A 20,865-nucleotide genomic window follows, 5' to 3' on the forward strand; every position below is an offset into this window, starting at 1 on the left:
TTCCCGACCGGTTGCGTGACACGTGCGCCGTTCGTGCGCTCTGGCCGCTCCGCCGCCCATACGTGAGGCTTGCGACCGTCCGCATCGCGGACAGCCACCAGCCCAGTCGAGAGGAACGGGTGCACGTGCCCCAGGAGAACCCCTTCACCACCGGCTCGTCCGAACACTTCCCCGGCTTCCCGGACGTCACGGCGCCGCTGACCGCCGCCGAGACCTCCCGGATCACCGGCCGCGGCCTCTGGGCCGCCGACGGCACGGTGGACCCCGGCGCCGTCCGGCTCGGCCAGACCCTCGCCAACGCCCTCCTCGGCGCGACCACCGACGGAAGCGACGGGGCCGCGGGCACCGGCACCGCCGAGGGCGTCGACACCGCCGCGGCGCTGCTCCCGGCGGAACTCGCCGCGGTCGTCGAGGAGGTGCGCGGCCTTGCGCTGCCCGCGTACCACCGCATCGAAGGCGCGTCGGAGGGCGTCCGCCTCTCCGCCTTCAGCCTGCGCCGGCTCGACCCGGGCCCGCACCCGCTCGTCGTCGTCCCGGCCGGCTGGACCCCCTTCGGCTGGCCGTTGTTCCTCTGGTCGTACCTGGTCCTCGCCCGCAAGGGCTACCACGTCCTCGCCTACACCCCCCGAGGGCTCGGCATCCCCGGCCTGCCCTCCACCTCCAGCGGCCGGATCGACGTCGCCGGACCCCACGACTGGGCCGACGGCTCCGCGGTCATCGACTTCGCCGTCGACCGCTTCGCCCCGAGCGTCATCGGCTTCATGGGAGAGTCCTACGGCTCCGGCATCAGCCAGCTCGTCGCCGCCCACGACGACCGGGTCGCCGCCGTCGTCGCCCTCAGCACCTGGGGCAACCTCGCGACCAGCCTGTACGACCACAACACCCGCCACCTCGCGGCCGTGAAGGCCCTCCTCGCCCTCACCGGCGGGCCGGTCGAGTCCAAGTTCGACGAGGCCAACCAGGAGATCCTCGCCGACTTCCAGGCCGACCGGAACCTGGACGCCGTCGTCGAGTGGGGCCGGCTGCGGGCCCCTGAGTCGTACCTCGACCTGACCAACGAGAACGGCACGCCCACCTTCTTCTCCAACACCTGGCACGAGAGCCTCTTCGCGGTCAACCAGACCCTGGAGACGTTCAACGGCCTCGACGTGCCCAAGCGGCTCAACATGTGGATCGGAGACCACGCCGCGCCCGAGGGCCCGGCCCTCATCGGCCCGCCCACCGTCCGCGGCGAGGTCAACCAGCCCATGGCCGAGGCGTACGCCTGGCTCGACCACCACCTCAAGGGCGAGCGCAACGGCGTGGAGGACTGGCAGGAGGTCTGCAACCAGGTCATGTTCACGTACGTCACCGAGCCCGTGCTCGACCCGGAGACCGGTGAACCGACCGGCGAGAACCGGATCGTCAGGGAGGCCCGCCGGGAGAGCAGCGCGGGCTGGAGCGAGGTCACCCGGAGCACCGAGGTACTCGGCCTCACCGGCGACGGCGCGGGCGGCGCCGACGGCCGGCTCATCCCCGTCGGCGGCGGGGCGCCCGAGGCGGGCGAGAGCGGCTGGCGGCGCGCGTTCCTCGCGGGCGTGGACACCGAGGCCACCGCCATGGACGCGATCATGAAGACCGGTCAGGCGGAGTGGTGGGGCAACCCCAAGATCTACGACACCCGCAAGATCGACCGCAGGCACGCGCTCGCGTGGACGACTGAACCGCTCGTCTCGCCCGACGGCGAGGCGGCGCCGGGCCGCCGGATCCGGGGCATCCCGCGGCTGCGGCTCACGGTCCGCTCCACCGCCACCTCCGCCAGCCTGTACGCCCACCTCCTGGACGTCGCCGAGGACGACACCGCCCGGATCATCAGCCACGAGCCGCTCAACGTCTACGGCCTGACGCCCGACCAGGACACCACCGTCAGCTGGAACCTTCAGGCGGCCGCCTACGACATCGCCTCCGGCCACCGGCTGATGCTGGTCGTCGACAGCAAGGACCCGCTGTACGGCGACGCCTCCGTCACCTGGACCCAGACGGTCCTCAGCTCACCCGAGGGCGAACCGTCCTTCCTGGAACTGCCGCTCGGCTGACCTCCGAGGCCGTACGGGGGCGGGCACGCGGCGCCACGCGCGCGTGCCCGCCCACCCGTGGTGCCACCCGTGGCCGTTCCAGGACGAGGCGTGCGGCCCCGCGGTCCCGTCACCGCGCATCAGCCCCTGGGTGGACGGAACATGGGCCCCGAGTCGGACGCCGGGCCCCCCACGGCCGCCTAGCGTACTTTCATGATCCGATTCACCAGGACGGCAGCGGCCGCCCTCCTCGCCTGCTCCCTCGCCTTACCCGCCGCCCTCGCCACGGCCGCGCCGGCCGCGGCCGCCCCCGACACCGCCTTCGCCACGGCGCCGCTCGCCACCCGGGCCGCGCTTCCCGCGCCCACCGGACCCCACTCCATCGGCAGCACCGTCCTGCCGCTCGTCGACCGGTCCCGCACCGACCCGTGGGTCCCGAGCGCCGACGGACGCGAACTGATGGTCACCCTCCACTACCCGGCCGCACGACACGGCGGCGGCCGCCCCGCGCCGTACGCCACCCCCGAGGAGACGCGGCTGCTGACCGAGTCCCTGGGGACCGGAGCCGCCGTCCCCGCCGACGCGCTCGCCCGGATGCGTACCCACAGCCGGACCGACGCCCGCCCCGCCCCCGGCCGCCACCCCCTCGTGCTGCTCTCGCCCGGCTTCGGCGGCGCCCGCTGGACCGTCACGCACCTCGCCGAGGAACTCGCCTCACGCGGCTACGTCGTGGCCTCCGTCGACCACGCCTACGAGGCGTACGGCGCCGCCTTCCCCGGCGGCCGGACCCTCACCTGCGTGGCCTGCACGGCGCTCGACGACGGCGGGGCGACCGGGAGCCTGGTCACCTCCACCCGCGCCGCCGACATGCGGTTCGTCCTGGACCGGCTGACCGGGCCGCGCCCGGCCTGGCGCCACGCCGGCGTGATCGACGCCCGCCGGGTGGGGATGGCCGGGCACTCCATCGGCGGCGCGAGCGCGGCCACCGCCATGGCGGCCGACCCGCGCATCGACGCCGGGGTCAACATGGACGGCTCCTTCTGGGAGGAGCTCCCGGCGGAAGGCCTGCGCGGCCGCCCGTTCATGATGCTCGGCACCCACGACGGCACGCACCTGCCCGGCGGCACCGACGCCAGCTGGGACCGGACGTGGTCCCGGCTCGACGGCTGGAAGCGCTGGGTGACCGTGGCCGGAGCGGAGCACCTCTCCTTCTCCGACTACCCCGTGATCCAGGACCAGTTCGGGCTGCCCGGCCCCGACCTGCCCGCCGCGCGGGCCGTCGCCGTCACCCGGACCTACGTCACCGCCTTCTTCGACCGGCACCTGCGCGGACTTCCGCGCCCGATCCTGGACGGCCCGTCGTCGGCGAACCCGGAGGTCCACCTCCAGCACCGCTGACCGCTCGCCGACGGCGGCCGCCCAGGAGCGTCGCCCCTCTCAGGAGCGGTACGGGGTGTTCTCCGCCGCCCAGTCGGCAAGGGCCCGCGCGCACTCGGCGACCGCGTCACGCCAGGTGCGCGCGGCGCCGTCGCCGGCCTCGTCGCTGACGTGCTTCACGATGCGCAGCGGCACCCCGGCGAGTTCCGCGGCCGCCGCGAGCGCGTACCCCTCCATGTCGACCAGCGGCGCCCGCTCGGCGAGCCGGGCACGGGAAGCCTCGTCCGAGATGAACGCGTCGCCGGTGGCGAGCACCACGTCACCGCCGTCCGGGAGCGACAGCGGCGCCCCGTAGGTCTCGCCCGTCAGTGTGGCGAGCAGCTCGCCGTCGAGGTCGTGCTGGAGCACGGTGCCGACGACGTGCGTCCCGGTCCAGCCCGGGCGCAGCGCCCCGGCCGTCCCCAGGTTGACGATCCCGGACGGCCGCGGGCCGCGGCCGAGGACGGTCGCGAGCGAGGTCGCCGCGTTCACCTTGCCCATACCGGTCAGCAGCACCGGAAGCGCCGTGTCCAGGTACTGCGCCTCCTCCTTGACCGCGAGGACGAGCAGGGGCCGGTCGGCCGTGATCTCTCCCAAAAGTTCCATGGGGGTCACGCTAGTTCGAGGCCCCGGCCGCCGTACACCCGGGACCGGAACTCGCCCGGTGACCCGGCCGGGGCTCAGCCCAGGGCTTGGCCGCGCTCCGCGAGGACCTCGCCGAGCACGCGCAGCGCCTTCGGGCCGACGCCGTGCAGCGCGGCGAGCTCGGCGGCGGGGACGCCCGCGAGCTGGTCGAGCCGGGTGTACCCGGCCGCGGCGAGCGCGCGGGTTGCGGGCGCGCCGATCGCGCGGGGGAACTCCGTCTCGGGACGGTCGGATCCGGTGGTCGCCATGCACCGATCGTGCCACGCGGGGGAGCGCGGGGGCGTGTCGTGCGGAGGCGATGTCTCAGCCTCAGGTCGAGCGTGAGGCTCAGGCTCGACCTCCGGCTGAGGCTCAGCCCTGCACCGGCTGCCTCCGGCTCGGGCCCAGCCCTACACCGGCCTCCGGCTGAGGCCCAGCCCTACACCGGCAGCAGGCGGCCGATCAGCGCGCCCAGCTGCCGGGCGTTCCGGCAGGGGCGCATCTCGACCAGCTCCGCGTACGCCGGCGCCACCGAATCGCCCGTGCCCCACAGCGACGGCTGCTCGGGGTTCAGCCAGTGGACCCGGCGGGCCCGGCCGGCGATCCGCCTCAGCGCCGCGAGGTTCGGGTCGGCCCCGTTGGTGCGGGCGTCCCCGAGGACGAAGACCACCGAGCGCGGGCCGAGCGCCTCCGCGTACCGGTCGGCGAACTCCCCGAGCGCCGTCCCGTAGTCGCTCTGCCCGTGCCAGCCGGTCAGCTCCGCCTCCGCGAGGATGCGATCGCCGAGCCCCGCCGGGTCCGCCGCGCCCCGGGCGATCAGCCCCGTCACCTCGTCCACCCGGTTGACGAAGGCGAACACCCGCACCCGGCTGAACTGGTCGTGCAGGGCCTGCACCAGCAACATCGTGAACTGGGCGAAACCGGCCACCGAGCCGGACACGTCACACAGCAGGACCAGCTCGGGCCGCCGTGGCGGGCGCCGCCGCAGCACCGGTCGCACCGGCACGCCGCCGGTCGACAGCGAGCGGCGCAGCGTCCGCCGCAGATCGATCTCCCCGCGTGCCGCCCGGCGCCGCCGGGCCGCGAGCCGGGTGGCCAGCTTCCGCGCCAGCGGCCGTACCGTACGCCGCAACTCGTCCAGCTGGGCCCGGCCGGCCAGCAGGAAGTCCACGGAGTCCGCCGTGCCCGCGACCGCGCGGCGGGCGACCCGGTCCCGGCCCTGCCGCTCGGCGACGCGCCGCCGGGCCTCGGTCCGCACCCGCTCGCGGAAGGCCTCGATCCGGCGCCGGATCTCGTCGTCGAGCAGCCGCTCGGTGAACTCGGGGTCCTCGGGCCCGGGAGCCGTCCTGAGCCGCTCCCGTACGCGGGCGAGCAGCGTCTCGGGGCGCAGCCTGGACAGCGTCTGGTACGAGGACCAGCCGTCCGAGCCCGGGGTGGAGCCGAACCCGCCGAACCCGGCGACCGCCTCGGCCGCCAGCCTGTCCAGGGCCGCTCCGTCGCCCGCGGTGAGGGCCTCCGCGAGGCGCTCGCGGAGGGCCGCGAGCGCGGCCGGCGTGTTCCCGTACGCCTCGTCCGGCGCGTCGGCGCGGCCCAGCGGGAAGTACAGGTCGAAGACCCGGTCGAACACCGGGCGCTGCAACTCGGAGTGCAGCAGGGTCGCGGCCAGCGCCTCCCGGACCCGCTCTCGGTCCGTGAACCCGACGGCCTCCAGGGCCCGACCGGCGTCCACGGTCTCGCCGGTCCCGATCCCGAAGCCGTGGTCGCGCAGGGCCGCGACGAGGCCGGTGAGCCGCGCGACGGCCCCGGCCGGTTCCGTCGCGGGCGCGATCGCGGCGCCCGGGGCGGAGTCCCCGGGGGTCACACCGCCTCCAGGTCGAGCTTGGCGGCGGCCTTCACGATGTCCTCCTGGTGCTTGAGGAGCACGCCCAGGGTCTCCCGTACGACCTGCTCGTCGAGCCGGTCCGCGCCGAGCGCGAGCAGGGTGCGGGCCCAGTCGATCGTCTCCGACACCGACGGGACCTTCCGCAGGTCCATCGCCCGCAGGGCCCCCACGACCCGCACCACGGACGTGGCGAGCGCGGTGTCGAGCCCGGGCACCTTGAGGGTGACGATCCGCCGCTCCAGTTCCTCCTCGGGGAAGCCGATGTGCAGGAAGAGGCAGCGGCGGCGCAGCGCCTCGGAGAGCTCGCGGCTCGCGTTCGACGTGAGCACCGTGAACGGCCGCCGGACGGCGGTGATCGTGCCGAGCTCGGGCACGGTGATCTGGAAGTCGCCGAGGACCTCCAGGAGCAGGCCCTCCACCTCGACGTCGGCCTTGTCGGTCTCGTCGATCAGGAGCACGGTCGGCCGTTCGGAACGGATCGCGGTGAGCAACGGGCGGGGGAGCAGGAACTCCTCGCCGAAGATGTCCGTCCGCGTCTCGTCCCAGGACTCGCCCCGCCCGGCGGTGATCCGCAGCAGCTGCTTGGCGTGGTTCCACTCGTACAGCGCGCGGGACTCGTCGACGCCCTCGTAGCACTGGAGCCGGACCAGGTCCGCGCCCGTCACCTCGGTGACGGCCTTGGCGAGCTCCGTCTTGCCGACGCCCGCCGGGCCCTCCACGAGCAGCGGCTTGCCCAGGCGGTCGGCGAGGAAGACGGTGGTGGCGACGGCGGGTGACGCCAGGTAGCCGGTCGCTGCGAGCCGTTCGGCGACGTCGTCGACGGAGCTGAAGAATCCGGTCGTCATGGCGGTCCCCCTGGGGAGCGAGATCTCGATACTGGCCAGTAGCCTCTGCTGTACTTGATCAGATCGGACACCGACGCACAACCGTCCGCGAGCGATCCGCGCCGCGCCCGCCCGGCCCTGTGACAGCGGGTCATCTCCGCTCCACGCAGCGCCGTGACGCAGGGTCACCCGACCCCTGTCCGGGGCGTGTTTCGCGCCTGAGCGGGATTCTTCCGGCAGGACGCTTGTGCACGGCCCCGGTGCCCGGCACGCTCCTCGGTATGAACACGGCCAGGCATGCCAGTGAACGTCTGATGAGCTGGCCTTCGCTGACCCCCGCCCGCGCCCATTGCGGCGCCGCAGTGGGACTGGGCACGGCGACGCAGGAGATCGTGCACTTCCACAGCGAGCACGAGGCCGACGTCCACCTCACCCGCGCCATGGTCGCCAAGCTGCGCCCGGCCCTCCTGGGGTCGAGCGCGGTTCGGCTGCGGGCCGGATCGGGGTGGATCACGGTCCGCCTGGACATGGGGTCGGACATCGACCTGCTCGCCACCCTGGTGAGCGCGGCGCTCCAGGCCAGCGGCGCGCCCGATGTGGCTCCGGACGGCTGCACGCGCACCCGTCCGGTTCCCGGGGACCGCTGAGCCCGACCCGTACAGCCGCCGTTTCCGGCGCTACGCGCGCGTGCTCCCCGAACCGTCGCCCGGGACGGGGAAGAGCATGCACGTGCTGGTCGCGTGAGCGAGCAGCCGGTCCTCGGCGTCGTACAGACCGGCCTCCGCGAGCGCCGTCCGGCGTCCGCGCGAGATGACCGTGCCGATCGCCCGGACCTTGCCCGTGGACATCGTGATCGGCCGCAGGAAGCGGGTCGACAGGTCGAGCGAGGTGTACGCGGTGCCCAGCGGGAGCGTCGAGTGGACCGCGCAGCCGGCCGCCGAGTCGAGCAGGGTCGCGTACACGCCGCCGTGGACGCTGCCGATCGGGTTGTAGTGCTCCTCGCCCGGCTCGAAGACGAACACGGCCCGGCCGTCCTCGACCTCGTCGAGCCCGAAGCCCAGCAGCGCGGCGATCGGCGGGCCGGGCAGGCGCCCCGCGACCATCTCCCGCAGGAAGTCCAGGCCCGCCATGGTCCCGGCGGCCCGCGCGGTGGCTCCGGCGTCCTCCCACTCGATCGTCCGCGTCCGCCCCATGACCACTCTCCGCCCTTCGCGACCGGCCGATGTCCGGCTGGCTCTGTACAGCGAAGCTAGCCCTCGTGAAAGCTGACTGTCAACGACGCAGTCAGGTGGCTACAGTGGGACGATGAAGTGGCTGGAGACGGACACGGAGAACTGCCCGGTCGGCCGCGCCCTGGACCTCGTGGGCGAGAAGTGGACCCTGCTGATCCTGCGGGACGCCTTCAACGGCGTCCGCCGCTACGACGAGTTCCGACGGCACCTGGGCCTGTCCGAGGCCGTCCTCGCCGACCGCCTGCGCAAACTGGTCGCGGCCGGCGTGCTGCGGGCGGAGCCGTACCGCGAACCCGGGGCCAGGACCCGCTACGAGTACCGGCTCACCGCCAAGGGCGTCGACCTCTGGCCCGTGCTCCTCGCCCTGAAGCAGTGGGGCGACGCCCACGCCGGAGAACCCGAGGGCCCGGTCCTGGACATCCGGCACACCGACTGCGGAGCGCCCGTCCGCGTCGTCGTCCGGTGCGAGGGCGAGGAACAGGCCACCCTCGGCGCCCGGGACGTCACCGTCCGCCCCGGCCCTGCCGCCCGCCCGCGCCGGTCCTGAGCCCCGCGCCGGTCCTGTGACCGACGACGGCCCCCGGCACCCGTTCGGCCCTACTCCTGCGATGTCCGGCCGCCCGGCCGGGTACCTCACGAGGCATGCCCTCCACACCCGGTCCGCCGCACGACGGTGCCCCCACCGAACACGGCCACTGGCTCCAGCGGTTCCACACCCGCGTCCTCGCCTCGCCCGTCGGGCTCGCCTGGAACCGCGGCCGGGCCATGGAACTCATGCACCGCGCCATGGGCTTCGCGGCGCTCAGCCTGCTCACCCTCGTGCCGCTCCTCATCGTCGTCGCCGCGGCCGACCTCGCCAGCGGCCAGGGCTTCGCCCGCTGGCTCGTCCAGGGCCTCGGCGTCTCCGAGGTCTCCCAGGAGGAGGTCGAGCGGCTCTTCGGCCAGCCCGGCCAGGCCCTGCAGCGCACCACCGCCTTCGGCCTCGCCGCCCTCGCCGCGTTCGGCGTCACCTTCGGATCCGCCGTACAGACCGGGTACGAGCGGGCCTGGGACCTCCCCACGGCCCGCTGGCACACCATGTGGCGGCACGTCGTCTGGCTCGCCGTCCTCGTCGCCTGTCTGCTGCTCTTCGTCGCCACCCCGGCCCCCGCCGAATCCCCGGCCGTGATCACCGGCCTTGTCGCCATCGGCGATCTGATCGGCACCTTCCTCTTCTTCTGGTGGTCCCAGCGCTTCCTGCTCTGCGGCCGCATCCGCTGGCGCGCCCTCGCCCCCGGGGCCGTGCTCACCGCGCTCGGCCTCCTCGGCCTGCGGGTCTTCTCCCAGCTGGTGTTCTCCCCGCTCATCGCCTCCAACGCGGTGACGTACGGTCAGTTCGGCACGGTCCTCGTCCTCCAGTCCTGGCTGGTCGGCGTCGGCTTCGTCGTGTACGGCGGGGCCCTCGTCGGCCGCCTCGTCCACGAGCACCTGCTCGGCCGGCGACTGCGCCGCACGCCCGCCACCGGGGCGTGACCCGGGGGACCGGCCCGTCGGGGCGTCGCCGCGTGTCACCCCCGGTCGTACACCCCGGGTCCGATGACCGCCGCCCCGCTCCCCCTTTACGATCACCGCATGTCCGTCACCCCGTCAGCACAGTTCCTCAGGAGGTTCACTCCCGGCGGGTGGGCCGCCACCGCCTGGCTCGCGGGCATGCTCTTCACCGGCCTGCTACGGGTCAGACTGCCCGGCCAGGAGTCGGCCGACGTCCTCGCCGGAGTCGTCTTCCTGCGCTGGGACGGCCTCACGATGATGTTCCTCGGCACCGCCCTCGCCCTGCGCGGCAGCGCCCTCCTGACGCGCCGTCCGGCGGCCGCCCTCCGCTTCCTCCTCGGGGCCGCCGTCCTCACCAGCCTCCCGCTCGGCGTCACCGCGATCCCCTTCGCCCAATATCTCGCCGTGGACGTCGCCCTGTACGTCATCGCCGCCACCCGGCCGCCCCGTGAAGCGGTCCGGGCCCTGCTGCTCGCCCTCGGTCTGCTGGCCGCCTTCCTCCTGGTCCGGGTGCTCGCGGGCTGGAGCGCGGGCACCACCAGCACGCTCGCCGTCGGCCTCACCGCCGCCGTGGCCTGGCTGCTCGGCCGCTCGGAGCAGCAGAACCGGGTGCACGCCGAACGGACCCGCGCCCAGACCGCCGCGCAGGCCGTCACCTCCGAACGCCTCCGCATCGCCCGCGAGATGCACGACTCGGTCGCCCACAGCATCGGCATCGTCGCCCTCCAGGCCGGCGCCGCCCGGCGGGTCCTGGACAAGCGGCCCGAGCAGGCCCGGGAGGCCCTCGGCGAGATCGAGAAGGCGAGCCGCGAGACCCTGGCGGGTCTGCGCCGCATGCTCGGGGCGCTGCGCACCGACGAGTCAGGCGAGCCCGGTACCCGTACCGCCGAGGACGCCGGGCTCCCCGAGATGCCGGGCCTCGCCGTCCTCGACCGGCTCGCCCAGGTCACCGAGGCCGCCGGCGTCCGCGTCGCCGTCCACCGCGTCGGGGAGCCCCGCGCCCTGCCGCAGGACGTCGACCTCTCCGCCTTCCGCGTCGTCCAGGAGTCCGTCACCAACGTCGTACGGCACTCGGCCGCCGACTCCTGCACGGTCACCGTCGACCAGCGGGACCCGCGGGCCCTGGTCGTCACCGTCGAAGACCCCGGCACCACGGCCGGCCTCCGCTCCGGCCCCGCCCGGGACCGGGAGCAGGACCGCGAACGGCCCCGCCCCGGCGACGGATCGGGATACGGCCTCGTCGGGATGCGGGAACGCGTCACCCTGCTGCACGGAGAGTTCACCGCGGGACCCCGCCCCGGCGGCGGCTTCCGCGTCACCGCCCGCCTTCCCCTCCCCACAGGAGCCACCACCCGATGAGCGAGACCACCACCGAGCGCCCCGTACGGGTCGTCCTCGCCGACGACCAGCCCCTGGTGCGCACCGCCCTGCGGATGGTCATCGGCGACACGGCCGACCTGGTCGTCGTGGGCGAGGCGGCGGACGGCGCGGAGGCCGTCCGCGTCGCGGCGGAGACCGGCGCCGACGTCGTCGTCATAGACCTGCGGATGCCCGGCACGGACGGCATCGAGGCGACCCGCCTGATCACCGAGGGCCCCACCGGCGCCCGGGTCGTCGTGCTCACCACCTTCGACGACGACGACCACGTGTACGGGGCGCTGCACGCGGGCGCGTCCGGTTTCCTGGTCAAGGACATGGCCCTGGACGACATCCTCGCCGCCGTCCGCGTCGTGGCCGCGGGCGACGCCCTCATCGCCCCCGGCGTCACCCGGCGCCTCATCAAGGAGTTCACCGACCGCCCGCGGACCGCGCCCGCCGTCCCGCGGCGCCGGGCCGAGGGGATCACCGACCGCGAGCGCGAGGTCCTCACCCTGGTCGGACGCGGCCTGTCCAACACGGAGGTCGCCGCCGAACTCCACATCAGCGTCGCCACCGCCAAGACCTATGTGACCAGGCTGCTGGCCAAACTGAACGCCCGCGACCGGGTGCAGCTGGTCATCATCGCGTACGAGGCGGGTCTGGTCTCGGCGCACTGACGGCCGCGTACGCCGGCGGCGGCCCCGGCCCGCCCGGCGGGAAAGTGATCACACGATCCGGTGATCCACCCCCGAGCGGACCGGCGCGGTCCGCCGGAGCGCTTGGATGAGGTGATCCCATCGGCCCGTCGAGAGAGAGCCGCCCATGGCGAACATCTGGCTGCCGCCCGTCGAGTACGTCGCGACCCTGCCGAGAGCGACGGCGTACGCCTGCCTCTACTTCACCGACACCCGCGGCCGCCCGTTCCAGCTGCGGGCCAGCTACCGCAGCGAGATGTGGCAGTGGCCGGGCGGGAACATGGACCCGGGGGAGACCCCGTGGGAGACGGCGGTGCGGGAGTGCCAGGAGGAGACCGGCCTCACCTTCACCGGCGCGCCGCGGCTGCTCGGCACCCACTTCGTCACCGACCGGGGCGAGGACTGGCCCGCCAACCACATCGGCTTCGTCTTCGACGGCGGTGAGCTGACGGACGACCAGATCGCCGCCGTCGTCCTCGACCCGGAGGAGCACAGCGAGTACAGCCTGCGCACCCTGGACGAGTGGGAGCGGGAGATGGAGCCGAGCGAGTTCGCCCGGCTCGCGGGCATCGACCGGGCCCGCAGGACCGGGACGCCGCTGTATCTGGAGACCGGCCCCGACGGGGACCGGACGTAGCCGAGCGGGGCGGTACGGGGGTGAGGCCGGCCGGAGGGCCGGTGCCCACCCCCGGGTCGGGCGTCAGGCCCGGCAGCCCACCGGGTGGGCGATGTCGACCACGACGCGTTCGGGCGAGTGCAGCAGGAAGGTCTTGAAGGCGGGTTTGGTGTCGAAAGCGGCTCCGATGGAGACCATGCCCTCGAAGTCACCGGTCAGGGCGACCCCCTTGAGCGCGGGCAGGTCGATCTTCGTCAGACGGGGTCCTTGGTAGACGGACCGGCCGGCGTCGTCATGGGCGGTCGCGGGGGAGAGCACGACGGCCAGGAAGTACTTCCCTGCCAGCGGGACCCGTTCTCCCGAGCCGTCGTAGTGCAGCGCTCCGACCTGGCGCACGGTGACCTGGGGCGCGGTCCCCCGAAGGTCGATCACGAGCCGGTCGAAGGACGCGTGGCCGCCCCAGCGGACGTTGACGACCTGGGCCGTGGCCGGGGTCGAAGCGCTCGTGGTCGGGGCGTTCGCGGCGCCCGCGGGGAGGGTGGCGCCGATTCCGGCGGTCAACAGGATGCCTGCGGCGGCGGCCGCGAGGGTGTGTCGGTGGTGCATGACGTCCCCCGTTCTTCTGCTCCGGGGAGAGTGGTGTCACTGGCAGAGACATCCACCGCAACAGTACGGTTCCATCCAGTTTGCGGTAAAAGTGCGCTATGTGCTGGAGTGCGACGGCCGACCTCTGGGCGGGCCTCGGGATCGCCGCCGTGGGCGTGGCCTCCCTCGCCTCCGTACGCCGCCCCGGTGACGCGCCGCTCGCCGCCCTGCCCCTGCTCCTCGGCGCCCACCAGATCGTCGAGGCCGCCGTCTGGCACGGCGGCGGCGGGACCGGACCCGCCACCCTCGCCTGGGCGGTGATCGCCCTGCCCCTGCTGCCCCTGTGGGTACCGGCCGGAGTCCTCGCCGCCGCCCGCCCCGCCGACCGGCCGCGCCTGCTCGCCCCGCTCGCCGCCGGAACCGCGACCGCCGGCTTCCTCGCGTACCGCCTCGCCACCCGCCCCGTCACGGCCGAGATCCGCGGCCACACCCTCGGCTACGCCGTCGACCTGCCGTACGCACCGCTGGTCCTGGCCGGCTACCTCCTCGCCACCGTCGGCGCGCTGCTCCTCGCCCGCGACCGGCTCCTGCGGCTCCTCGGGCTCGTCACCGGCGCCGGAGCGGCCCTCTGCGCGCTGCTGTGGCGCACCGAGTTCCTCTCCACCTGGTGCGCCCTCGCCGCCGTCGCCTCCCTGCTGCTGCTCCGCTGGATCCGGCGACGGCCGTAACTCCTCGCCCGCTCAGTAGTTGACCCGGTCATGAAGAAGCGCAGCATGCTCGCCATCGCCTCCCTCGCCGCAGGCGTCGTCACCGCCCTCGTCACGCCTCCGCCGCAGGCCAGCGCCACCGAGAACCCGCTGGGCGGCGCCACCGGCCTGCTCCAGGAGGACCAGGGGGTCGGGACCGTCCTCGACGAGACCGTCCAGGGTGCCGAAGGCACCCTCCCGGCCCCCGGGACCGGCGGCCTCCTCTGACCGTGCCCGACGTGCCGACCGGTGCCCCGCGTCCCCGAAGGACGCGGGGCACCGACGCGCCCCGACCCGCACAGGGGCGGCCCGTGCGCGCGCCGTGGGTGACTAATGACAGGATGTACCCATGAGCGACAACGTTTACTTCGACATCACCATCAACGACGAGCCCGCGGGCCGGATCGTCTTCAAGCTGTTCGACGAGGTCGTCCCGAAGACCGCCCAGAACTTCCGCGAGCTCGCCACCGGCGAGCACGGCTTCGGCTACGCCGGCTCCCCGTTCCACCGCGTCATCCCGCAGTTCATGCTCCAGGGCGGCGACTTCACCCGTGGCAACGGCACCGGCGGCAAGAGCATCTACGGCGAGAAGTTCGCCGACGAGAACTTCGAGCTGAAGCACGACCGCCCGTTCCTGCTCTCGATGGCCAACGCCGGCCCGAACAGCAACGGCTCGCAGTTCTTCATCACCACGATCGTCACCGACTGGCTCGACGGCAAGCACGTCGTCTTCGGCGAGGTCGTCGAGGGCCAGGACCTGGTCAAGAAGATCGAGGGCCTCGGCTCCCGCTCCGGCGCCACCAGCGCGACCATCAAGGTCTCCGAGTCCGGCGTCGTGAAGGCCTGATCGGCTTTCCGAACTGAGCCGAGGGCGCGGCGCGCCCTCGCTCGGACCCTTCGGGGGCGGGGGACGCCGTCCGCGTGACGCGCGTCCCCGCCCTCACCGGGACCCATCCCCGAGCGGTGACTCAGACGAAGGCCGGGGCGTTCCGCTCCGCCCACGCCGAGAACGGGCTCGCCGCCCGGCCGAGGACGCGCTCCACATCGGGGCTCACCGACTGCTCCTCCGCGCTGGGATCGCCCATCACCGACAGCATCCCCTCGACGGCCTCCTCGGGCAGGAAGCGCACCAGCTCGGCCCTTGCCTCGGCGGCGCTCAGCGCCACGAACGCCACCGGAGCCCCCACCACCCCGGCGAGGTCCCGGACCTGCTCGCGCGGCGACACCGCCGCCGGCCCCGTCAGGACGTACGTCCGCCCCGCGTGCCCCGGTTCGCGCAGCGCCCGCGCCGCGACCCCCGCGATGTCCAGCGGGTCCACCACGGGTAGCGCCACATCGGCGAACGGGGCCGCCACCGTACGCGCGGCACGCACCCGCTCGGCCCAGAGGAACGCGTTGGACGCGAAGCCGCCGGGACGCAGCACGGTCCATTCGAGCCCCGACCCGCGTACGGCCGTCTCGAACGCCCGCAGGATCTCGTGCGACACGGACCCCGTCCGCGTCCCCACCAGCTGCGAGGACTGCAGCACGATCCGCCGGACCCCCGCGGCCACCGCCGCCGCCACGATCTCCCGGGGACTCAGCTCGTCCCCGAGACCCGCCACGAGCAGATAGACCGCCTCCGCGCCCTCGAAGAGCGCCTTCAGGCCCGCCACATCGGCCAGGTCACCCTGCCGGTGCGCCACCCCGGCGGGCAGCCCCCAGGCCGGCCGACGGCTCACCGCCGTCACCTGCTCCCCGGCCGCGGCCAGCATCTCCACCAGCGGTCGTCCGACGTTCCCGGTCGCTCCGGTCACCACGATCACGGCTGTTCCCCTCCAGGGAGTTCCGGGCGGAGCGCGGGCGCTCCGCCGTCTTCGTGACCTCATCCTGGAAGGAGAACAGGCCATCTCCTGGCCAGTTCTAGGAGCGAATGCCGGGCGGGCCGCCGGCGCAGATGCCGGGCGGGCCGCCGGTGCCGGATGCCGGGTGGGCCGCCGCGCTCAGCCCTCCTCGCCGTAGCGGCGCTCGAACCTGGCGACCCGGCCCTCGGAGTCCACCGTCCGGGCCTTGCCCGTGTAGAACGGGTGGCTCTCGGAGGAGATCTCCACGTCGATCACCGGGTACGTGTTGCCGTCGTCCCACTCGATGGTCCGGTCGCTGGTCGCGGTCGACCGGGTCAGAAAGGCGTACCCGGCGGTGCGGTCGCGGAAGACCACCGGGCCGTACTCGGGCTGCTTGTCCTGCTGCACGCGTCCTCCTCGGGCTCACGCCCTGCCTCGTCCGGCCCGAACCCTGTCCGGTCCGGTCCGGTCGGCACGGCATCCCCAGCCTCCCCGCGCCCACGGCCGCCGACCAGTGCCACGGGCCCGACCGGGTGACCTCAGCGGTGGTCGGGCCGACGGGCCGCCAGCAGCAGCGCGATGTCGTCGGGCCGCGAGGTGACCTGCCGGGCCTCCCGGATCAGCCGGTCCGCCGCGTCCGCGAGCGGCAGCGAACCCGTCGCCGCCAGGGCCTGCCGCAGCAGCGCGATGCCGTCGTCGATGTCCTGCCCCGGCCGCTCCACCAGACCATCCGTGAACAGCGCGAGGACCGCGCCGGGCGGCAGCAGCAGCCGCGTCACCGGGTACGAGGCACGGTCGTCGATGCCGAGCACCATCCCGCCCGCCAGCTGCACCAGCTCCGTCGTCCCGTCCGGCCGCAGCATCAACGGCGGCGGATGCCCCGCCCGTACCGCCCGCAGCTCCCCCGACTCCGGATCGAGCAGTACGTAGCAACAGCTCGCGAACTGCCCCGGATCCAGGTCGATGAGCAGCCGGTTCGTGCCCCGCATCACGTCCTGCGGCCGATGGCCGGCCAGCGCGAAGGCCCGCACCGCGCTGCGCAGCTGACCCATCGTGGCCGCGGCCGCCACCCCGTGCCCCTGGACGTCGCCGATCACCAGGGCGAGGTGCCCCTGCCCCGTCTCGATCACGTCGTACCAGTCCCCGCCGACGTCCATCCCCTGGGTGCCCGGCAGATAGCGGCCCACGGTGTCCACGCCCTCCCACACCGGCAGCCGGTGCGGGAGCAGCGCGTCCTGGAGGCCCCGTGCCACCGCCGACTCCGTGTCGTACCGCTGCGCCCGCTCGAGCGCCTGCGCGATGAGGCCCGCCAGGGCCGTGAGGACCGTCCGCTCCTCAGGGCTGAACCCGCGCGGCCGGTCGAAGCCGAGGATGCAGGAGCCGACCGGCCGGCCCGAGGCGATCAGCGGCAGGAACGCCCGCGCCCCCGAGTGCGCGTCCAGCGGAAGATCCGGATACGTCCGCCCCAGCTGCTCCATCGACTCGAAGAACAGCGCCCGGCCCGTGGTCAGCGTCTCGACCCCCGGCACCCGCTCGTCCAGGGCCACCCCGTCGAAGGGTTCCAGGAAGCCCGGCGGGAAACCCGTCTCCCAGGCCAGGTACAACCGCCGTTCGCTCAGCAGATAGATCGCCAGCTGGCGCCCGCCGAACGCGGGGAGCAGCTCCTCCGTCACCACAGCCGACACCTGGCGGGCCGTCACCGCCTCGGACAGCGCGATCGCGAGGGCCACCGGCCGGTACAGGGCCGAGACCCGGTCGTCGGGCAGCGAGAGACTGTCCTCCGCCCGCTCCGGGCCCCTGGCGCCGGGCCCCGGGGTCCCGGCGCGGGGCTTGAGCCGGGCCGGATCGTCCTCGGGGACCAGCACCATCGTCAGACCGTCCCGGCCGGGATGCAGGGACACCGACAGCCACCGGCCGGGTTCCGGGTGGGCAAGGAAACGCACCGGGTCGCCGGAGAGGAGCGCGGCGCGCAGCTGCTCCTCGTGGAACGGATGGCCGAACCACGGCAGGGCCTCCCACAGCGGCCGTCCCGCCAGGGAGCCCCTGGAGCGGCCGAGCAGCCGCTCCGTGCGCTCGTTGACGTACGTGACGCGGCCGAGGCGGTCGATGGCCAGGATCGCCCGTGGAAGCCGGTCCGTGGCGTCGGAGCCGATCAGGCCGGTGCCCAGGTCGACGAGGGTGCAGGTGAGCCGCAGTCCGGCGCCCGATCCGTTCGCCCCGGCGCCCGGGGGCGGGGCGTCCTTGCGCGCCCGCGTGGAGACCTCCAGGAGGTGCAGGCCGCCGTCCGGGCCCTTCAGGCGGATGCGGCGCACCACCGGCCGCCCGTCGGGCCCCGTGGCCTGCCGGGCGGCCGCCCACAGGGCGTATCCGTCCTCCGGGTCCAGGAGCGAGGTGAGCACCTCGATCCGGCACGGCGAGGTCACCTCCGCGCCGAGGATCTCCACGAGTCCGCGGTCCATGGTGACCATGCCGCTGTCCAGGTCCCAGTCGAAGGCGCCGAACCGGACCGGCGGAGCCCCCGCCGTGGACAGCTGGACGCACACCGGTTCGTCCGGCCACTCGACCGTCGTGCCCTGCCGGACCAGGCCGGCCAGCGCCTCGCCGAGGTGAAGTCCGCCGCGTGTCATGCGGTTCCGGTCCTGGGAGCCGACCGGGACCCCCGGAGTGGGTGCCCGCAGCGCCACGAGCACACCGAAGCGTTCGCGGCCCGCGACGACCGGCGCGTACAGCGAGGCGAAGGGGAACGGCAGACTCGCCACCAGCTGCGGAAACCGCCGCATGGCCTCCTCGACGTCCGGGAGGTGCACGGACTGCCCCGAGCGATGCACCTCGGCCACCGGGAACGGACGGTTGGTGTGCATCCGCCACCACGGACGGAACACCGGACCCGGCAGGCCCACCAGGACCGCGAGGCGCAGCAGCCCCGGCGTCCCGGACCGCAGATAGACCCCGCCCGCATACCCGCCGACCTCCTCGACCGCGCGCAGCGCCGCCTCCGCCAAGGTCCAGGTCAGCGCACCCGAAGGAGGCCCGTCGGCAGCTCCTGTCCCGGACGGACGCCCGGTACCGCCCGCCGGGCCGGGGCCGGACGTGCCGTGGGAGGTCACACAGCCAGGATGCGCCTCCCGGGAAAGGCCTCGCATCCCGGACCCGAAACCGCCCGCCGGAGACCCCGCGAGCGCCGGGACCTGTCGCCCCTCCCGCCCGGCGGTGTTGACCGAGCGCGTCCGCTCCCTCACACTCGGTCGTCGACCGGTGCCGCACGAGCGGCCCCACCACCTCACGACCAGGGGGCACGATGACGGGCCGAGTTCTTCCGTACGACGTACACGGCGACGGACCCCGGAGGGTCCTCGCGCTGCACAACTGGTTCGGCGACCGCACCAGCTTCGCCCCGCTGCGCGCCCATCTCGACGACGCCTCCGGTTCGTACGCCTTCGTCGACTGCCGGGGCTACGGCGAGGCCGTCGACCACCCGGGGGAGTACACGATGGAGGAGGTCGCGGCCGACGCGCTCGCCGTCGCCGACGACCTCGGCTGGGACACCTTCTCCGTCATCGGCCACTCGATGGGAGGCAAAGCCGCCCAGCTGATGCTCCTCGACGCCCCCGGGCGGATCGAGTCGATCATCGGCATCTCGGCCGTGTCGGCGGCGGGCTTCCCCCTCGACGAGGAGACCTGGGGCCTCTTCGCCGGCGCGGCCGAGGACCCCGGCCACCGCCGCGCCATCATCGACAACACCACCGGTGGCCGGTACGGCGACGCCTGGCTGCAGGGCCTCGTCGACCGCTCCGTCGGACGCTCGTCGGCCACCGCCTTCCGCGCCTATCTGGACTCCTGGTCCCGCACCGACTTCCACGAGCGCGTCCGCGACAACCCCGTCCCCGTGCTGCTCGTCGTCGGCGCCCACGACCCGGCGCTCGGCGCCGACGCGATGGAGGCCACCTGGCTGCGCTGGTACCCGAACGCGCGCCTCGAAGTCCTGAAGGACGCCGGCCACTACGCGCCCGAGGAGACCCCGCAGGCCCTCGCCGAGGCCATCGAGGCGTTCCTGGCTTCCTGATGCTGTTGTCGAGCCGTCGGAGTGCGGCTCAGGAGCTTTCGGTCCGAGCCCGCATGCGCACGGCAGCGGCGACCTGGACCGAGGTGACCCCCTCGCCGGCGCCGGCGAGTTGTCGCCGTCAGTCGGCGAAGCGGCGGACGTAGCGCTTCTGCCAGGGGGTTTCGACGGCACGGGTGTCGTAGTTCTGGCGCACGAAGTCCACGGCCTGGGCGGCAGGTACTCCGTCCAGGACGGCGAGACAGGCCAGGGCCGTGCCGGTTCGGCCACGGCCACCGCCGCAGGCGATCTCGACGCGTTCGTCGCCGGCACGAGCCCATGCCTCACCCAGGACGGCTTGGGCCTCGCTGTGACTGCTGGGCAGCCAGAAGTCCGGCCAGCGCAGCCACTTGACTTCCCAGGGGGCCTCGGGAGGCCGCCTGCCGAGCAGATAGACGGCGAAGGCAGGCGTCGGACCGGCCGGAACCGGTCGGCGAAGCGCCCGGCCACGGACCAGGCGCCCGGAGGGAAGCCGCAGCACACCAGGGTCATTCGTGTTCCAAGTCTCGGTCACCCGCTCACCGTAGTTGCCGCACGTGCCCGCGTGGCCTGTCGGAAGTCGATCCGAAGGTCGACGGAGGTGACGACTTTCGAGGACAGCGGGGCGGGTCCCCGGCGCCGGATGATCGTGCTCACGACCTCGACCGGGCGGGCCCCACGGACCGTCCACGATCGGCAGGAGCACGTTCGATGGGCCTCGCGCAGACGCAGCACCGCTTCCTCGTCCGGCAGAAGGTGACGCCCATGGCCAACCGCTACCTGGTGCACACCATGGGCCCGGACGGCGAGGAGGCCGAACTCGTGGCCTTCGCGCACCAGAAGCGCATGGCACTCAAGGAGCACGTCACCTTCTACACCGACGAGTCCCAGCGCCAGGTGCTCTTCACCTTCCGGGCCCGGCAGGTCATCGACCTGGGCGCGACGTACGACGTGCACGGCGCCTCCGGCACCCGGCTGGGCAGCTTCCGCAAGGACTTCGGGGCCTCCCTGCTGCGCAGCACCTGGCACCTGAGCGGGGAGGGGGCGGCCGGGGAGACGACCGGTCAGGAGCGGAACCAGCGGGTGGCGCTGCTGCGGCGGGTCTGGGAGTTCCTGCCCTTCACCGACCTCGTCCCCTTCTTCGTGCCGTACCACTTCGACTTCACCGCGGCGGGTCGGACCGTCATGACCGTCGACAAGCGCCTGGGACTGCGCGACCGCTATGTGCTCGACATAGCGGACCCGGAGCTCGACCGCCGCCTGGCGATAGCCCAGGCCGTCGCCCTGGACGCCCTGCAGTCCCGCTGAGCGGGAGGAGCGGTCTTACCCTGGAGAGACGGGCGGGGGCGGAGCGCCCCGTTCCGCTCCGGGCCCGGAGCCGTGGAGGCGGAAGGGCGGCGG

The 20,865-nt window shown here is 73.9% G+C and carries 23 protein-coding genes; 13 read left to right on the forward strand and 10 right to left on the reverse strand.

What is annotated here, in order from left to right; all coding sequences use genetic code 11:
• Positions 1-125: 125 nt before the first annotated feature.
• Entirely contained in the window at positions 126-2,075 is a 1,950-nt protein-coding gene (locus DEJ43_RS36495; protein ID WP_233448034.1) for a CocE/NonD family hydrolase, read from the forward strand.
• Between the two features lie 192 nt (positions 2,076-2,267).
• Entirely contained in the window at positions 2,268-3,452 is a 1,185-nt protein-coding gene (locus DEJ43_RS36500) for an alpha/beta hydrolase family protein (protein ID WP_015038482.1), read from the forward strand.
• Positions 3,453-3,491: 39 nt separating this feature from the next.
• Here the strand turns inward: DEJ43_RS36500 and DEJ43_RS36505 are convergent, their stop codons facing one another.
• The 4 genes from DEJ43_RS36505 to DEJ43_RS36520 all read right to left on the reverse strand — a co-directional run bounded on the left by DEJ43_RS36505 (position 3,492) and on the right by DEJ43_RS36520 (position 6,821).
• Entirely contained in the window at positions 3,492-4,076 is a 585-nt protein-coding gene (locus DEJ43_RS36505) for a nucleosidase (protein ID WP_150500116.1), read from the reverse strand.
• Positions 4,077-4,150: 74 nt separating this feature from the next.
• Entirely contained in the window at positions 4,151-4,363 is a 213-nt protein-coding gene (locus DEJ43_RS36510; RefSeq protein WP_015038484.1) for a DNA-binding protein, read from the reverse strand.
• 170 nt (positions 4,364-4,533) lie between these two features.
• Positions 4,534-5,922, reverse strand: a complete 1,389-nt coding sequence (locus tag DEJ43_RS36515; protein WP_041664586.1) for a VWA domain-containing protein — start codon at positions 5,920-5,922, stop codon at positions 4,534-4,536.
• Between the two features lie 29 nt (positions 5,923-5,951).
• Positions 5,952-6,821 (reverse strand): AAA family ATPase, encoded by an 870-nt coding sequence (locus DEJ43_RS36520; protein WP_015038486.1) that lies wholly within the window; start codon positions 6,819-6,821, stop codon positions 5,952-5,954.
• A 293-nt stretch (positions 6,822-7,114) separates the two neighbouring features.
• Between DEJ43_RS36520 and DEJ43_RS36525 the strand changes: the two genes are divergently transcribed.
• Complete coding sequence (locus tag DEJ43_RS36525; RefSeq protein ID WP_051025990.1) at positions 7,115-7,447, forward strand: luciferase domain-containing protein; 333 nt, start codon at positions 7,115-7,117, stop codon at positions 7,445-7,447.
• 30 nt (positions 7,448-7,477) lie between these two features.
• Here the strand turns inward: DEJ43_RS36525 and DEJ43_RS36530 are convergent, their stop codons facing one another.
• Positions 7,478-7,993 carry a PaaI family thioesterase gene (locus DEJ43_RS36530; RefSeq protein ID WP_015038488.1) on the reverse strand — a complete coding sequence of 172 codons (516 nt, stop codon included), beginning with the start codon at positions 7,991-7,993 and terminating at the stop codon, positions 7,478-7,480.
• 112 nt (positions 7,994-8,105) lie between these two features.
• On the opposite strand from DEJ43_RS36530, the gene DEJ43_RS36535 reads away from it, so the two are divergent.
• From DEJ43_RS36535 to DEJ43_RS36555, 5 genes are all read left to right on the forward strand, one after another.
• On the forward strand, positions 8,106-8,579 hold the full coding sequence (locus DEJ43_RS36535; protein ID WP_015038489.1) for a winged helix-turn-helix transcriptional regulator: 474 nt from the start codon (positions 8,106-8,108) through the stop codon (positions 8,577-8,579).
• Positions 8,580-8,674: 95 nt separating this feature from the next.
• On the forward strand, positions 8,675-9,544 hold the full coding sequence (locus tag DEJ43_RS36540; protein WP_015038490.1) for a YhjD/YihY/BrkB family envelope integrity protein: 870 nt from the start codon (positions 8,675-8,677) through the stop codon (positions 9,542-9,544).
• Positions 9,545-9,643: 99 nt separating this feature from the next.
• Complete coding sequence (locus tag DEJ43_RS36545; RefSeq protein ID WP_041663295.1) at positions 9,644-10,921, forward strand: sensor histidine kinase; 1,278 nt, start codon at positions 9,644-9,646, stop codon at positions 10,919-10,921.
• Entirely contained in the window at positions 10,918-11,598 is a 681-nt protein-coding gene (locus DEJ43_RS36550; RefSeq protein WP_015038492.1) for a response regulator, read from the forward strand. Before DEJ43_RS36545 ends, DEJ43_RS36550 begins: the two co-directional genes overlap by 4 nt.
• Before the next feature lie 145 nt (positions 11,599-11,743).
• A complete protein-coding gene (locus DEJ43_RS36555; protein ID WP_015038493.1) occupies positions 11,744-12,253 on the forward strand; it encodes an NUDIX domain-containing protein in 510 nt (169 codons plus the stop codon).
• A 63-nt stretch (positions 12,254-12,316) separates the two neighbouring features.
• Here DEJ43_RS36555 and DEJ43_RS36560 read toward each other — a convergent pair whose 3' ends face one another.
• Positions 12,317-12,838: an AMIN-like domain-containing (lipo)protein gene (locus tag DEJ43_RS36560; RefSeq protein ID WP_015038494.1), complete on the reverse strand. Its 522-nt coding sequence runs from the start codon at positions 12,836-12,838 to the stop codon at positions 12,317-12,319.
• A 98-nt stretch (positions 12,839-12,936) separates the two neighbouring features.
• On the opposite strand from DEJ43_RS36560, the gene DEJ43_RS36565 reads away from it, so the two are divergent.
• The 3 genes from DEJ43_RS36565 to DEJ43_RS36575 all read left to right on the forward strand — a co-directional run bounded on the left by DEJ43_RS36565 (position 12,937) and on the right by DEJ43_RS36575 (position 14,410).
• Entirely contained in the window at positions 12,937-13,545 is a 609-nt protein-coding gene (locus tag DEJ43_RS36565) for a DUF6629 family protein (RefSeq protein WP_015038495.1), read from the forward strand.
• A gap of 30 nt (positions 13,546-13,575) precedes the next feature.
• Positions 13,576-13,791: a hypothetical protein gene (locus DEJ43_RS36570; protein ID WP_167537149.1), complete on the forward strand. Its 216-nt coding sequence runs from the start codon at positions 13,576-13,578 to the stop codon at positions 13,789-13,791.
• A gap of 121 nt (positions 13,792-13,912) precedes the next feature.
• Positions 13,913-14,410 carry a peptidylprolyl isomerase gene (locus DEJ43_RS36575; protein ID WP_015038497.1) on the forward strand — a complete coding sequence of 166 codons (498 nt, stop codon included), beginning with the start codon at positions 13,913-13,915 and terminating at the stop codon, positions 14,408-14,410.
• Between the two features lie 121 nt (positions 14,411-14,531).
• On the opposite strand, the gene DEJ43_RS36580 is transcribed toward DEJ43_RS36575, so the two are convergent.
• The 3 genes from DEJ43_RS36580 to DEJ43_RS36590 form a co-directional block, all read right to left on the reverse strand.
• Positions 14,532-15,368 carry an SDR family oxidoreductase gene (locus tag DEJ43_RS36580; RefSeq protein ID WP_041663296.1) on the reverse strand — a complete coding sequence of 279 codons (837 nt, stop codon included), beginning with the start codon at positions 15,366-15,368 and terminating at the stop codon, positions 14,532-14,534.
• A 177-nt stretch (positions 15,369-15,545) separates the two neighbouring features.
• The gene (locus DEJ43_RS36585; protein ID WP_015038499.1) at positions 15,546-15,794 is read right to left on the reverse strand and encodes a type B 50S ribosomal protein L31; all 249 of its coding nucleotides are present in this window, start codon (positions 15,792-15,794) and stop codon (positions 15,546-15,548) included.
• A gap of 131 nt (positions 15,795-15,925) precedes the next feature.
• Positions 15,926-18,493 (reverse strand): SpoIIE family protein phosphatase, encoded by a 2,568-nt coding sequence (locus DEJ43_RS36590; RefSeq protein WP_015038500.1) that lies wholly within the window; start codon positions 18,491-18,493, stop codon positions 15,926-15,928.
• A gap of 191 nt (positions 18,494-18,684) precedes the next feature.
• On the opposite strand from DEJ43_RS36590, the gene DEJ43_RS36595 reads away from it, so the two are divergent.
• A complete protein-coding gene (locus DEJ43_RS36595) occupies positions 18,685-19,449 on the forward strand; it encodes an alpha/beta fold hydrolase (RefSeq protein ID WP_015038501.1) in 765 nt (254 codons plus the stop codon).
• A gap of 118 nt (positions 19,450-19,567) precedes the next feature.
• Here DEJ43_RS36595 and DEJ43_RS36600 read toward each other — a convergent pair whose 3' ends face one another.
• Positions 19,568-19,999: a protein-tyrosine phosphatase family protein gene (locus DEJ43_RS36600; protein WP_015038502.1), complete on the reverse strand. Its 432-nt coding sequence runs from the start codon at positions 19,997-19,999 to the stop codon at positions 19,568-19,570.
• A 176-nt stretch (positions 20,000-20,175) separates the two neighbouring features.
• On the opposite strand from DEJ43_RS36600, the gene DEJ43_RS36605 reads away from it, so the two are divergent.
• A complete protein-coding gene (locus DEJ43_RS36605; protein WP_015038503.1) occupies positions 20,176-20,772 on the forward strand; it encodes an LURP-one-related family protein in 597 nt (198 codons plus the stop codon).
• Positions 20,773-20,865 lie beyond the last annotated feature (93 nt).

The sequence above is a fragment of the Streptomyces venezuelae ATCC 10712 genome (genome assembly GCF_008639165.1).
GTDB classification, from domain to species: Bacteria; Actinomycetota; Actinomycetes; order Streptomycetales; family Streptomycetaceae; genus Streptomyces; species Streptomyces venezuelae.

Excerpts from the sequence above, each read along its gene's own strand:
- DEJ43_RS36500 (WP_015038482.1), top strand. The coding sequence starts at position 2,268 with ATGATCCGATTCACCAGGACGGCAGCGGCCGCCCTCCTCGCCTGCTCC.
- DEJ43_RS36505 (WP_150500116.1), bottom strand. The coding sequence starts at position 4,076 with ATGGAACTTTTGGGAGAGATCACGGCCGACCGGCCCCTGCTCGTCCTC.
- DEJ43_RS36510 (WP_015038484.1), bottom strand. The coding sequence starts at position 4,363 with ATGGCGACCACCGGATCCGACCGTCCCGAGACGGAGTTCCCCCGCGCG.
- DEJ43_RS36520 (WP_015038486.1), bottom strand. The coding sequence starts at position 6,821 with ATGACGACCGGATTCTTCAGCTCCGTCGACGACGTCGCCGAACGGCTC.
- DEJ43_RS36525 (WP_051025990.1), top strand. The coding sequence starts at position 7,115 with ATGAGCTGGCCTTCGCTGACCCCCGCCCGCGCCCATTGCGGCGCCGCA.
- DEJ43_RS36530 (WP_015038488.1), bottom strand. The coding sequence starts at position 7,993 with ATGGGGCGGACGCGGACGATCGAGTGGGAGGACGCCGGAGCCACCGCG.
- DEJ43_RS36535 (WP_015038489.1), top strand. The coding sequence starts at position 8,106 with ATGAAGTGGCTGGAGACGGACACGGAGAACTGCCCGGTCGGCCGCGCC.
- DEJ43_RS36540 (WP_015038490.1), top strand. The coding sequence starts at position 8,675 with ATGCCCTCCACACCCGGTCCGCCGCACGACGGTGCCCCCACCGAACAC.
- DEJ43_RS36545 (WP_041663295.1), top strand. The coding sequence starts at position 9,644 with ATGTCCGTCACCCCGTCAGCACAGTTCCTCAGGAGGTTCACTCCCGGC.
- DEJ43_RS36550 (WP_015038492.1), top strand. The coding sequence starts at position 10,918 with ATGAGCGAGACCACCACCGAGCGCCCCGTACGGGTCGTCCTCGCCGAC.
- DEJ43_RS36555 (WP_015038493.1), top strand. The coding sequence starts at position 11,744 with ATGGCGAACATCTGGCTGCCGCCCGTCGAGTACGTCGCGACCCTGCCG.
- DEJ43_RS36560 (WP_015038494.1), bottom strand. The coding sequence starts at position 12,838 with ATGCACCACCGACACACCCTCGCGGCCGCCGCCGCAGGCATCCTGTTG.
- DEJ43_RS36565 (WP_015038495.1), top strand. The coding sequence starts at position 12,937 with ATGTGCTGGAGTGCGACGGCCGACCTCTGGGCGGGCCTCGGGATCGCC.
- DEJ43_RS36570 (WP_167537149.1), top strand. The coding sequence starts at position 13,576 with ATGAAGAAGCGCAGCATGCTCGCCATCGCCTCCCTCGCCGCAGGCGTC.
- DEJ43_RS36575 (WP_015038497.1), top strand. The coding sequence starts at position 13,913 with ATGAGCGACAACGTTTACTTCGACATCACCATCAACGACGAGCCCGCG.
- DEJ43_RS36595 (WP_015038501.1), top strand. The coding sequence starts at position 18,685 with ATGACGGGCCGAGTTCTTCCGTACGACGTACACGGCGACGGACCCCGG.
- DEJ43_RS36605 (WP_015038503.1), top strand. The coding sequence starts at position 20,176 with ATGGGCCTCGCGCAGACGCAGCACCGCTTCCTCGTCCGGCAGAAGGTG.